This is a genomic window from Flammeovirga sp. EKP202, from assembly GCF_014534745.1.
Classification (GTDB): Bacteria; Bacteroidota; Bacteroidia; order Cytophagales; family Flammeovirgaceae; genus Flammeovirga.
The window spans coordinates 25,288-38,373 of the sequence record NZ_JACVVP010000043.1 but is presented as its reverse complement, the minus strand read 5'-3'; the positions used below and the strand labels follow the sequence as shown (position 1 = coordinate 38,373).

General features: G+C 34.4%; 13 protein-coding genes. 7 read left to right on the top strand and 6 right to left on the bottom strand.

Translation table 11 applies throughout. The features are described 5' to 3' along the window. Positions 1–115 precede the first annotated feature (115 nt). The 3 genes from IC221_RS21660 to IC221_RS21650 all read left to right on the top strand — a co-directional run bounded on the left by IC221_RS21660 (position 116) and on the right by IC221_RS21650 (position 3,489). Positions 116–751 carry a C40 family peptidase gene (locus IC221_RS21660; RefSeq protein ID WP_188170962.1) on the top strand — a complete coding sequence of 212 codons (636 nt, stop codon included), beginning with the start codon at positions 116–118 and terminating at the stop codon, positions 749–751. A 216-nt stretch (positions 752–967) separates the two neighbouring features. Continuing rightward, a complete protein-coding gene (locus IC221_RS21655) occupies positions 968–1,462 on the top strand; it encodes a C40 family peptidase (RefSeq protein WP_188170961.1) in 495 nt (164 codons plus the stop codon). 161 nt (positions 1,463–1,623) lie between these two features. Next, positions 1,624–3,489, top strand: coding sequence for a DNA topoisomerase IV subunit B (locus tag IC221_RS21650; protein ID WP_188170960.1), 1,866 nt, complete (start codon positions 1,624–1,626; stop codon positions 3,487–3,489). Between the two features lie 356 nt (positions 3,490–3,845). On the opposite strand, the gene IC221_RS21645 is transcribed toward IC221_RS21650, so the two are convergent. The 6 genes from IC221_RS21645 to IC221_RS21620 form a co-directional block, all read right to left on the bottom strand. Further along, the gene (locus IC221_RS21645) at positions 3,846–4,589 is read right to left on the bottom strand and encodes a CPBP family intramembrane glutamic endopeptidase (RefSeq protein WP_188170959.1); all 744 of its coding nucleotides are present in this window, start codon (positions 4,587–4,589) and stop codon (positions 3,846–3,848) included. A 10-nt stretch (positions 4,590–4,599) separates the two neighbouring features. Beyond that, positions 4,600–5,397: a hypothetical protein gene (locus IC221_RS21640; protein WP_188170958.1), complete on the bottom strand. Its 798-nt coding sequence runs from the start codon at positions 5,395–5,397 to the stop codon at positions 4,600–4,602. Positions 5,398–5,441: 44 nt separating this feature from the next. Further along, positions 5,442–6,401, bottom strand: coding sequence for a hypothetical protein (locus IC221_RS21635; protein WP_188170957.1), 960 nt, complete (start codon positions 6,399–6,401; stop codon positions 5,442–5,444). Between the two features lie 196 nt (positions 6,402–6,597). Continuing rightward, on the bottom strand, positions 6,598–7,419 hold the full coding sequence (locus tag IC221_RS21630; protein WP_188170956.1) for an SDR family oxidoreductase: 822 nt from the start codon (positions 7,417–7,419) through the stop codon (positions 6,598–6,600). A gap of 228 nt (positions 7,420–7,647) precedes the next feature. After that, complete coding sequence (locus IC221_RS21625; RefSeq protein WP_044209602.1) at positions 7,648–8,565, bottom strand: AraC family transcriptional regulator; 918 nt, start codon at positions 8,563–8,565, stop codon at positions 7,648–7,650. An 8-nt stretch (positions 8,566–8,573) separates the two neighbouring features. Beyond that, on the bottom strand, positions 8,574–9,542 hold the full coding sequence (locus IC221_RS21620) for an SDR family NAD(P)-dependent oxidoreductase (protein ID WP_188170955.1): 969 nt from the start codon (positions 9,540–9,542) through the stop codon (positions 8,574–8,576). Between the two features lie 352 nt (positions 9,543–9,894). On the opposite strand from IC221_RS21620, the gene IC221_RS21615 reads away from it, so the two are divergent. The 4 genes from IC221_RS21615 to IC221_RS21600 are packed head-to-tail and all read left to right on the top strand — an operon-like array spanning position 9,895 to position 12,950. Then, entirely contained in the window at positions 9,895–10,731 is an 837-nt protein-coding gene (locus tag IC221_RS21615) for a S9 family peptidase (RefSeq protein ID WP_188170954.1), read from the top strand. Continuing rightward, positions 10,732–11,331, top strand: a complete 600-nt coding sequence (locus IC221_RS21610; RefSeq protein WP_044209607.1) for a YigZ family protein — start codon at positions 10,732–10,734, stop codon at positions 11,329–11,331. Position 11,332: 1 nt separating this feature from the next. Then, positions 11,333–12,133: an EI24 domain-containing protein gene (locus IC221_RS21605; RefSeq protein ID WP_188170953.1), complete on the top strand. Its 801-nt coding sequence runs from the start codon at positions 11,333–11,335 to the stop codon at positions 12,131–12,133. Then, positions 12,111–12,950, top strand: coding sequence for a hypothetical protein (locus IC221_RS21600; RefSeq protein WP_188170952.1), 840 nt, complete (start codon positions 12,111–12,113; stop codon positions 12,948–12,950). The genes IC221_RS21605 and IC221_RS21600 overlap by 23 nt, the downstream gene beginning before the upstream one ends. Positions 12,951–13,086 lie beyond the last annotated feature (136 nt).

Genomic DNA, 13,086 nt, shown 5'->3' with positions numbered 1-13,086 from the left:
TATCTTTTTCGTATCTTTAATTAAATTTCAAATTGTTTAAATACGATTTGATGTTTTTCCTATTCACTTTTTGAGGTCATAACACCTAATTTTCAATAAGATTACTCTTGAAGAAATGAAACATACTCAATATACATTACTGATCTTGTTACTTTTTTCTTTCGCCTTTCAATCCTGCGAATTCGGTAAACAATATACTTACGCCAACAGACAAGACCGCCTAGACAAAGTAAAACAAAAGCAGTTAAGTGAATTGGGTGTCTCTCAACAAAGTACTGCGGCGGCCGCAAATTCTGCACTACAGAATACCAATGCTCAAACAGCAACTGCAGTAGCAACAGAAATGGCCGTTAAAACAGTAAAAGCAGAAGGTAAAGCTAAAATTGCTATTAAAACGGCATGGTCATTTGAAGGCGTAAAGTATGCTACTGGAGGTACTACCAAAAAAGGAATGGATTGTTCTGGTCTAATGCTTGTTTCGTGGCAAGCGGCCAATGTACAGTTACCAAGAGTATCATCTGAACAAGCAAAAAAGGGAAAGGCTGTTTCCTTTAATAATCTACAGCCTGGTGATTTAGTCTTTTTTCATCCGCACGGAGGAACTAGAATCAATCATGTAGGAATGGTCACTGAGGTGGAAGATGGCAAAATGTATTTCATACATGCTTCTACTTCCCGTGGTGTAATGGAAAGTGAATTGACTAGTGCCTACTGGAAAGGTATTTTCAGTAGAGCTAGAAGAATACATTAAACTATGTACAAAAATTGCATAAGTAGTAAATCAAAAATAGATCATAGTTAATTCTAATTTATTTTTTGTGAGTACAATGCTAAAAAACGTATGAACAGTGGTTTTATTTAGTTTTTTTGGAAAGAAGTAATCACAAAACAATAAACATAGTATTAAATACTTTTGTCTTAGTACTTATACATTTTAAAGCAAATTTTTTAATATAACAATCGAACAATGAATCAGCATTTAAAAATTATTATTTCCCTCTGCTTATCCTTATTTATCATTTCATGTGGCACTTCTTCGCAAGAGGGCGAAGCTAATACTGACGGAAAATCACAAACAGAAAAAGCAGAATTAGCAGTAGTTACAGCAAGAGACTTTATTGGTACTCCTTACAAATCAGGCGGTAACTCAAAAGAAGGAATTGACGCAAGTGGCTTAACGATGATGTCGTGGCAAGCTTCAGGTGTAAAATTAGCTAGAATCAGCCGTGAACAAGCAAGACAAGGTGCAAAAGTAGCAGCGGATCAACCTCAAGCGGGTGATCTTGTATTCTTTAGCCAACGTAAAGGAAGTAATCAAGTATCGAATTGTGGCATTATTTCTAAAATCACAAAACAAGGTTTCAACTTTATCTATACTTCTTCAAAAGATGGCGTAAAAGAAGTGGCCTATTCTCCTTACTGGAAAGACCGATTGGTTGATATCAGACGTTTGGGAGAGTAAAAGCTTTTTTTTAAATTCAGCATAATTTTAAGTTCTATACTTTTTTTGATCAAATTTTGATAATTTACTATCATGAATGATTAAAAATAAGACAAATTAACCATCATAGGTTCATTTTGTTTAATTTAAGAACTATTATTGTGGAGAAAGCATAACGAGATATGGCAGATACTACACATAATTATGACGAGAGCAGTATTAAATCACTGGACCCTCGTGATCATATACGCTTAAGACCGGGTATGTATATCGGTAAATTAGGAGACGGTTCGGCTCCTGATGATGGTATATACGTCCTTGTTAAAGAAGTGGTGGACAACAGTATCGACGAACACATGATGGGATTCGGTAAGCAGATTGATGTTACCGTTGACGAAGGTGCCGTTTTGGTAAAAGATTACGGTAGAGGTATTCCATTGGGGAAAGTGATCGACTGTGTGTCCAAAATCAATACAGGTGCAAAATACGATTCCAACGCCTTCCAAAAATCTGTAGGTTTGAACGGTGTGGGTACAAAAGCGGTCAACGCTCTTTCTAATTTCTTTAGAGTACAATCAGTAAGAAATGGAGAGAAAAAAGTGGCCGAGTTTGAGGCTGGTAAATTGACAACTGATTTTCCAATAGCAAAATCAAATGAAAAGAACGGCACAACGGTTTACTTCAAACCTGACCCTACTATTTTTAAAAACTACCGTTTCCTTCCAGATTACCTAGATGATTTATTCTGGAACTACGCTTACCTTAATTCGGGTTTATCATTAAAACTTAATGATAAAATGTATCTTTCTAAAAATGGTCTTCGTGATCTTTTAGAAAGAAAAACAAATGCGGAACAAATCCGCTACCCTATCATTCACTTCAAAGGAGAGGACATAGAGTTTGCTTTCACACACTCTAACCAATACGGTGAAAACTACCACTCTTTTGTCAATGGCCAGAATACAACGCAAGGCGGTACGCACTTATCTGCATTCCGTGAGGCGATTGTAAAGACTGTTCGTGATTTCTTCGGAAAGAACTTTGATGCGGCTGATATCAGAGCCTCTATTGTAGGTGCTGTTTCTGTAAGAGTACAAGAGCCTGTTTTCGAATCTCAGACTAAAACAAAATTAGGTTCTACTCACATTGCTCCTGACGGCCCTACATTAAGAACATTTGTCAATGAATATGTTCATAAAGTACTGGATAACTTCTTACATAAAAATGCTGAAGTTGCTCAAGCTTTATTAAAGCGTATCCAACAATCGGAACGTGAGCGTAAGGAAATTGCAGGTGTAAAGAAAATTGCCAACGAAAGAGCGAAAAAGGCCAATCTTCACAATAAAAAGTTGAGAGATTGCCGTAAGCACTTCAACGATAAAAAAGGTGAGGAAGAAGATAAAAGAAATACAACACTGTTTATTACCGAGGGTGACTCAGCAAGTGGTAGTATTACTAAATCTCGTGACGTACAATCTCAAGCAGTATTCAGTTTGAGAGGTAAGCCACTAAACTCTTTTGGTTTGACTAAAAAAGTGGTGTACGAAAACGAAGAATTCAACCTCCTGCAACACGCCTTGAATATTGAAGACGGAATTGATGGATTAAGATACAACAGAGTGGTGATTGCTACCGATGCCGATGTGGACGGTATGCACATCCGTTTGTTGATCTTGACTTTCTTCCTACAGTTCTTTCCTGATTTGGTAGAAAAAGGACACGTTTATATCCTTGAGACACCACTTTTCAGAGTTAGAAACAAGAAGAAAACCATTTACTGTTATTCTGATGAAGAGCGTGTTAAAGCCATCAATGAATTAGGAAACAAGCCTGAGATTACTCGTTTTAAGGGTCTTGGTGAGATTTCCCCTGATGAGTTCAGCGGTTTTATTGGTGAGGACATCCGATTGGAACCTGTAATTATGAGTGAGGACAGCAATACTAAACAATTGCTTCAGTACTATATGGGTAAAAACACCATGGACCGTCAACGCTTTATCATTGATAACCTTCGCGTGGAAAGAGATGAAGTAGAGGAAGCAAGCTAAATTGCAATCCACTACAATCAAAAAGAGGTAGGAATCTTAAAAGATACCTACCTCTTTTTTTAGGACTAAATTAAGAAAGTTTGGTGAAACACTCATCCCTTCTTCTAATAACGTGTAACTATTTATTACTTTTAATTTTTACATTATAAACGTAATGTTCTCTAATGCTAAACTACTAATACTATATATTTGACACTGTACCAATTATAATTCAAAAACGGACCTAAAAACCACAAACACCTAACTATCAATATATTACACTTTTAATTAATTTTTTAATCTTATTTTTAATGTATCGATTCCAATCACTTTGTTCGATTATGGACGGTTTTTAATGAACAATTTCAGCTAACCTACTATAACAAATAAAAAATACAGTATATCATCCCTAAATTAAACCCAGAATGACAAAGCACTGCTCCCCATATCGATTGGGTTTTCTTTTTCATTTGAAAAAATAAGAGACTCACCAAAAACATACTGATTACCCACAAAAGAGTAGGGAACGGTAAGAATATCCATTCTGAATTGTAATAGATATATCCAAAGTGTGAAATATGCGTCAAGGCAAAAGCTGAACTATCAATATATGAGGCTCTTTTGTCATCTAATGATTGAGCAAAGGCATAATGCACTATTCCTCTAAAGAAGAACTCTTCACCAATCGGGCTAAAAATCATTCCTGTTATCGCCATTACTGTAAACAAAATCAGCTTATCATCACCCGAAATTCCTACTGGAATATTGTAAGACTTTCCTATGTACACATACCAATTTTCGATACTTCCTCCATACAACATCACCCCTAAAACATACAATATCAGACTTGCTCCAATTCCTAAAATCAAAGCTAGAAACAGCATCCCAAACTTATTGGTCTTTACGATACCTATCGCTTTCAAACCTTGCTTGGTTAGGGTCATAAAAGGAAGAATAGCAGAAAAAAACATAATTCCTCCAATGGCACTGTAGTTGGCGGTTTCATTGGCATTGAGCACCAAAATAAACCGAGATACACAGATAAATAATACCAAAGTCAATCCCGTCGCCCAGTTTAATTTGACATTGGGGTTTCTTGTTAGTTTTGGAGTTGTGTTCATTACTTAAATATTATAATTGTATATGAATATGATCATCGTGCCTCACTGCTCTACAACCATGAAAACGTACTTTAGGGTGATTCAACTTCAGACGTTGTTTTAAATGAGGCTCTATAAACAATTTACCTAAATTAGGCTGAGCTAATAAAATATTAACTAGTTTTCTATTCCCACTATTTGAAAATACCAGCTCCTTATTGATGCTTCCAAAGGTGAGATATTGTGGAAAATCATATTGAAAATTACCTGCTTCTAAACATTTTGCAGGTTGATCCCATTCCCCTTTTTTGACCTCTTCGTACACACCATAACCACTGATTGATTTTTGTAAATCTGTAATCTTTTTTTCTTGGTTTTCATAGACTAATGAAAGGTCTAACTTTCTTCCGTCATTGTGACTTAAATGAGGCAATAACGGAAACCCGTTGACAAAAGGAAAACAAGCATCTAGGTACTTTATTTTAATCTTTGTTCCTTCTAATTGTTTGGCAGTATTCAATAAAAGTGTATTCATCTCAGGCACTACATAATTCCTGTTCAACAGCACCGTCATATAATTTGTTGGAGAAATATTTTCAGTAGTAACTACTGGTTCTCTGCCCTGCCATCTTGCTATTGGCGGTACGATCACATAAATAAAAAATAAGTAGAGCATACTGAATACAACTACCTTCAAAAGTGTATTTTTCGTTTTCAAAAAATAGATCACTACTAAAAAGAGCAGGTAAACGATTCCTCCTATTTGTGTAATAGCTGTAAGGAAAATAATGAAGAGGAAATAAAGGAATATTTTAAAAGTTTGTTTCATTGTTTGTTATGTTAATTTTTGGAGAAGAATAAATCACTGAAATTTCATTTACTGTAAACATATTCCTCAATAGTTTTATATAAATAAGAAGAGATCAGATCTCTCTTACAAATTTTCAAGACTTCATTTAACTCTTTGATTGATTTCACTTTATCAGTCTCATCTGAATAATAAATATGCAAATTATCCCAAAGGTCCTGTTCTTCACCTAAAAGAGATAAATCCTCTTTTACATCACTTATATTCTGAATCGGGTCTATAAAATGCTTTTTCAAGTATGCTTTAGGATATACTTCTTTTAGTGTTTTACCGGCTATAATATTAGTGGTATCGGCTTCCTCAAACATAAGATCAAAATATTTGTATTGTAATAATTCATCTACTTTTTTAAAGTCTTTCAAACCATAATAAATCTCAATTTTATCCTCTATAAAAGAAACTTCATCACGATAACAATCTGGATTTAAAGTTGGATATAAATCGGCAGAATCTAACCAACTTAGGGCTTCTTCAAACTGCTTATTTTCAATACATATCCGACTCAAAGTATAATAGGATTGATGTTTGACTTTCGGTAAATTATACTCAAAAGAATTACGAAGAGAGCTATTCTGCCAATACACTAGAATAGGATAATTATCAGTTACTTTATAGTTAAAATCCGTTGTTGTTGTGATTGCTTTATTTAGGTATGCTATTGCTTTTTCAGTTTCTTGATTCCATTTGTAATAAGCTCCTAATTCATACAATACATAAGGTGTATAACATGAACCTTTATTGTTTTCTAAAAATGCTTGATAGGCCTTAATTTTTCTATTGATGAAAACTTTATTTTGCTGATCTGATATGAGTACTTTATAGTATTCATAAAACAGTTCATCAATCAACCTTATTTTTTTAAGGTCTAATGAGTCTGATTTAATAATTTGAGAATACACCGAATTACTTATCAATAGGAGTATGATGATAATGAAGAAGACTTCCAAAAATAAGTTTCTAAGCATAATTACTGTAAGAAGTAAATAAAAAGATCGACACAAAAATAAATCTTATCATACTTTTAGTTTACTATTTAGACTTTAAAATAGGAAAGTCTTTAATGTAGAGCAATGTTATTTACAAAAATAAATGTAAGACAAAAAGCCTAGTCCGTTTTGACACGAACTAGGCAGATATATAATCACGACTTACTCTATCCATCTATAGCCCCATCTGCTGTTTCATCATTACCATATATGCATCATCATCTAATTGTTTTCGTGTGGCAATAATTTCTTCAGCATCTGGACCGGCGATGTATCTTAACTGTTTTTTTCCGTCTGTAGCTGCTTCAAATATTTTTTCTGCGACGATAATAGGTTCAGAACTACTGCTTCCTACATACTTCATCCCTGATAGTACCCTTTGAACAAATTCTCCATATTCTTGAAGTGACAGATCAAAATGGAGGTTTCTCATTACTGTTTTTTCAAAATTAGTATTGATCATTCCTGGTTCAATCATTTTCACCTTTATTCCCAAAGCTTCCAATTCAAAAGATAATGCTTCTGACAATCCTTCTACGGCGAATTTGGAACCATGGTATAACGTACCTAACGGAAATGTTATTTTTCCTCCCATTGAAGATATATTGATGATTGTTCCCTCACTTTCCTTTCTCATATGAGGAATTACATGCTTTGAAACCAATAACGTTCCTAATACATTTACATCAAATTGCATTTTGATAGCCTTTTCAGGGGTTGACTCCAAAAGTCCATAAGAGCCATATCCGGCATTATTGACCAAGACATCAATTTTTCCAAACCAATCAATGGCTGTAGTTACAGCTTCCTTAATGCTTTCCTCCTTCGTAACATCCAAGGTTACAACAAGTACATTTTCTAATGCATTTAACTCTTCATCTTTTTCAGGGTTTGATCGAATTGTTGCTACCACATTCCACCCTTTCTGATGAAAATATTTGGTTGCCATACGGCCAATTCCGGTACTACAACCCGTGATTAATATTGTTTTCCCCATCAAAACTATGGTTAATATGAATTAAAAAAATTCCACACCAAGTATATTGCAAACTAAGTTTTCGTTAACTAACAAAATCCATTTTTATAAGTCTTGAATTCTAACTTTACATAAACTCTAACGTGAGAAGCAAGGCCAAAACTTCATTTTCATGAAAGTTAAAGGCCTTTTTATTGATTGATTCAAGGAGACACTGTTCTTCTTATGAGTAAGTGTCAAGCTCTTTGATTAATTCATCGCTCTATATTCGTTGGGGCTATAGCCTGTTTTCTTTTTGAACATCCTCGTAAAACTCTGAGGGTATTCAAAACCTAAACTGAAAGCTATTTCACCAACAGATTGGCTTGAACTTAATAGTATATTTTTAGCCTTCCTCACAACATAGGCATCAATATGTTCCTTAATACCATTGCCTGTTTCTTTCTTTAATAAATCACTTAAATAGTTAGGTGACATATTCAGTTCTTTTCCAAAGTAATTGGAAGTAGGAAGACCACTTTTAATGATTTGTTCAGATTTGAAATACGATTTTAACTTTGATTCAAATTCTGATACCAAATCGTTATTCATATTTGACCTAGTATAAAATTGCCTGTCATAAAATCGCATACAATAATTAAGAAGTAATTCTAAATTAGAGATAATAAGATTTTGACTATGTTTATCAATGTTCTGAGAATATTCTAATTGTATTTGCTTGGTGATATGAAATATAAACTCCTCTTCTTTTTGTGATAAGTGAAGTGCTTCAGTCACTTCATAGTTAAAATAAGTATAACTATCCATTTGATCCGATAAATTGGATTTAAGGAGTAAGTCAGGGTGGAACACAAGTGTCCAGCCATCGTGTCCGTTCAAATCCTCTTTTTCGGGCGATGTGAATACTTGGTTAGGACTAGAAAAAATCAATGTCCCTTCCTGAAAATCATATGAATTACGACCATAACCTAAAGACCCACTTACCTTATCCTTGTACATAATAGTATACATGGATGAAGAGAAACGTATACCAAACAATGACTCATCCAAATCATCTCTATGCAATACCTTTTCATGGATAAAACTAATCAAAGGATGTTCAGGGGCTGGCAATCCTAGTATTTCATGAAACTGAGAAATACTTTTAATTTTTAGAATATCAGACATATCATTTTTTAATTTAGACCTACTAACCCTCTTGTAATTCCTACCATTTTCTTAGCATCATTCATATTATCAGCATTAGGGTTAGGTGATTGCATTGGCCAACCTCCTTTTCTACACTCTTTATCACTGTATAGTACACTATGTTGGCTAAAGTATCTTCCTGAATGTTTTGGAGCTTCATCAGACAATAAACAATGTAATGATGTTTGTGCTGATTCCCAACTACTATCACTGAAGTTTAACATGGTCACAAATGGTTTTGTAAGTGCCATAATCCCTCTGATCAATGCACTACCTCCTGACCCGAAATTTGATCTTGCCCAGCCTGGATGAACAGAATAAGTAGTCACACTTGTCTCTTTTAATCGCTCTGCTAGTTCTTTGGCATATAATATTGATGCCAATTTTGCCTCGCTGTAGGCATCAAAATTATTGTATTTTCTGTTCTTCCACTCTAAATCATCAAAATGAAGCTGATGTCTTTTCTTTTTACTTCCTGCATGTACCACTGAAGACAAGATCAACATTCGGGAATTGGTAGTATTTTTTAAAGTCTCTAATAATAGTTCGGTTAAAAGGAAATGTCCATAAAAACTTGCTGCCATAGTGATTTCGAAACCGTCCTTGGTATATTTTGGTGTATTCTCCATGTTGACCATTCCAGCATTACAAGCTAAACCGTCTAATTTAGAATGTTTGGAAAGAAAGGCATCAACAAAATCACGAACAGATTGAAGATCTGCTAAGTCGCACTTAATCACTTCATAACTTCCTTTTAGTGTTGAAAAAGGTTGAGCCACTTCATTTCCTGCATCCACTCTTCTACATGCCATTACTACATGAGCACCTTGTTTTACCAATTGCTGGGTAGTTTCGAAACCAACTCCTGAATTTGCTCCTGTAACTATATATGTTTTACCACTTAGGTCCTTTTCCAAATACTTTGGATCACAAAAGATTACGTTTTTATTTGCCATTTTTATTTTTTGTTTTTGTCTAATTCAAAGGTCCTATTTTTAATAGCTTTCTCCTTAACACAATTACAGATAATTGTAACAATTTCACCGAAGAGATAATTCATACCTCATTGATTACCTTATTATTACAACCAAAAATTCAAATAATATCATAAAAAGAATTCTTATTCCCCTAATACAAAAGGGGTGGTTAATCCATAAATTCACAATGTTATTAGCTGAAAAACTGACACATGATATTCTTTTAAAACAACAGTTCTCTTGATTTTTGTCAGTCATAATATTTTTCAATTCCTGCCAATAGAAAAGTTCTCATTCTTTTATCCGCATTAAGATTTTCCTATTTTTGAATATGAAAAAGATAGAATTTGTACTCACCTCTAAGCATAACAACAGACGTTTTGTGGCAGACGCAAGATGGATTGCTAATCATACTAAAAAGCCAACTGTCATTCTAGTTCATGGTTTTAAAGGTTTCAAAGATTGGGGTGCCTTTAATGTAATCGCTGACCAATTTGCGAACAATGGCTATTGCTGTGTCAAATTAAACTTCAGTTCTGATGGCACTACGGTAGATTACCCTTTTGAAGTGACGGATCATGAAGCTTTTGGTAATAATAATTTTAGCAAAGAATTGGATGATTTAGGCGTGTTGATTGATTGGTTGCATAGTGATGAATGTCCTATCGGAACCATTGATTTATCAAAACTCTATCTTTTAGGACATAGCCGTGGTGGTGGTGTAGTATTACTGAAAACTGCCGAAGATGAGCGTATCAAAAAGGTGGCTACTTTGGCTTCTATTCCTCAAGTCAATACTTTCTCAGAAGAGACAGTGGAACATTGGAAGAAGGAAGGTGTGATTCATGTTGTCAACGGAAGAACCAATGAGGAGTTACCATTGTATTATCAAGCAGTGGAAGATTATTATGCTCATGAAGAGCGCTTATCCATGATGAAAGTACTACCAACAGTTACGCAGCCTATTCTTCATATTCATGGTGATCAGGATGAGACGGTACCAATCAAAGCTATGGACTTTTTACATCAATTAAACCCTACATCTATCTGTAAAACAATTGAAGGAGCATCGCATACTTTTAATACAAAACACCCTTGGACGGAGGATACTTTGTCAGAAAATATGCAAACTGCAATTGATTACGTTTTAGATCATTTTTCAGAATAAATGGAAGACGCCTATTTAACCCTAAAAGGTACCAGCGAAGGTATCTACAAAGAGAAAGGAAGTAAATTTATTGCCCTAGCCCATCATGTTACAACCGAAGAAGAGGCGAAGGCCATAGTCAAAGGATATAGAAAAGAATATTATGATGCCAGACATTGGTGTTATGCTTATATCATTGGAGCGGATAAGAGTAAAACAAGAGCCAATGATGATGGCGAACCCAGTGGATCAGCAGGTCTTCCGATTTTAGGACAACTAAGGTCTTTTAACGTCACGGATACTTTGATTGTCGTGATTCGTTACTTTGGAGGAACAAAGCTTGGTGTTCCCGGTCTTATCCATGCCTACAAAACTTCAGCGGCAGATGCTCTTGAAAATGGTGAAATTGAAGAGTTATTTGTACAGCGAAAGATCAAAATCACATTTGCCTATCCTGAGATGAACGATGTGATGAAAGTAGCCAAAAATTATGAGTTGGACTTTGGTAATCAAAGTTTCGATGAATTATGTCATATTGAATTTTTAGTAAGAGATAGCCTTTTCGAGCAAGTAAAGGAAAAACTTGAAGACGTAGAAGCGCTTATTTTTAAAGAATTATAAAATGAAAAAGCATTCCTCCTTCCGGATTTACAAAACTGGTTTTCAGCAATACCTCAATGCCTTCAGCTTTATTAAAAAGAACAACCTGATGTCTTTTTTCTGGTTCATTGGTATTTTTGGTTTAATGCTCTCTGTCGTTTTATTGGGAGGGGGATTGTACGTAAGCCATCAAATCATGGAATGGGTTCAGACTACTGAAAGCTTTCATTCAGTAGTAAATTCCATTCCATTTGTGGATACTCAAAGCTCAGAAAACTCGCTGTATTGGGTACTCTTTATTTTTGTTGAAATTCCGGTACTCATCACCAGTCTATTGCTTTTTGGACCACTGATGAACTTACTCAGCTTCCCTATTCTAGATCGCTTAACAGAGAAAATCAATCTCCTTTTATTTGATAAAGATGCTGGCAGTAATTTCGATTTAGGTCGATTATTCAAGATGGCCTGGTCCATTACCTTACCCAATGCACTCAAAAGTATTTTCTTCACATTACTGTTATTACCATTTACTTTTATCCCATTTGTGGGGCCTATTTTCTTATTTATCAGTTTAGTCATCAACAGTTATTACAGCGGATTTGACATTGTAGACAACTTTTTTGAAAATTGGGATATTAAGGTGAAAGATAGTAAGCGCTATATTACTAATCATAAATCTCTTTCTATCAGTATTGGTTTTGGCGGAAGTCTGCTGTCACTTGTCCCTATAATAGGAGGTATTTTTTCACCTATCATCAGCCTGACAGCTGGTGGACTTATTCTCAAAGAACTTGATGTCTATGAAGACGTACACACAGTATAAATACTATTTCATTTTTTCTTTCCTTATTCTATTTAGTACTTCATGTAATTTTATTGATGAAGAAAATACACCTGAAGTAGATATTCAGGAAGAGTTGATTCCTTCTGAAATCGGTTTCCTTTACAATCTTGTGGAGCCTCAGCCAGAAGATCCTAAAAATTTGACGTTCATCTATGAGGAGAACAAAATAGCTTCGATTAATAGTCTACTTACTAATAATGAAATCATTGTATTGGAATTTCAATATGATGCTATTGGCAACATCACCAAAATAGAAATCAAGAAAAATAATATCACCCAAAAAGTCTATACCTTTTCAAGAGACTCTTCAAAAGTGCTGATGTATAAGGATAATGTACTATTGGTGGAGGCAGTACTTCATAGCAACCAATTTATCTATAGCATCGAAAATTTTGAGCAAAAACAAATCAGTTACTTTACATATGAATCGAGTGAACTGTCTGTAAAACGAATTTTTGATAACGGTGAAACTCTTACAAACGGTACTCCTTCATCGATCATCAACTTTTCATATAGTCCATTTGGTAGTGCTCTATTTTCATCAATTCTACCAGTCAGTACTCTATTTTTATTAGATGAAATTGATGAATTCCCATTGACTCAATATATAACAACTTCCAACTCTAAAGTAAATTTAGGTTCAAGTGAGGGAGTCAATAATAGTAGTATCGATTACCGCACGGTCTTTAATGATGAAGGATACCCCAGTTCAATTTCAATGATCTATAGAGAAAATGAGAATCCTGTCAAACAAGTGATCCATAATATCTATTATGATAACATCACTCCTTTCTAAATAAAAAAAAGCCAGGGAAAAGACCCTGACTTGTTTTTCAATTGTAAGAAATTTGTTGTTATCGTTAATGAGATTACCTGTTTGTTCACCTATTCAGCTTATAAAAAGTTCGCCTATGTGAATTACTTGCTTTTAT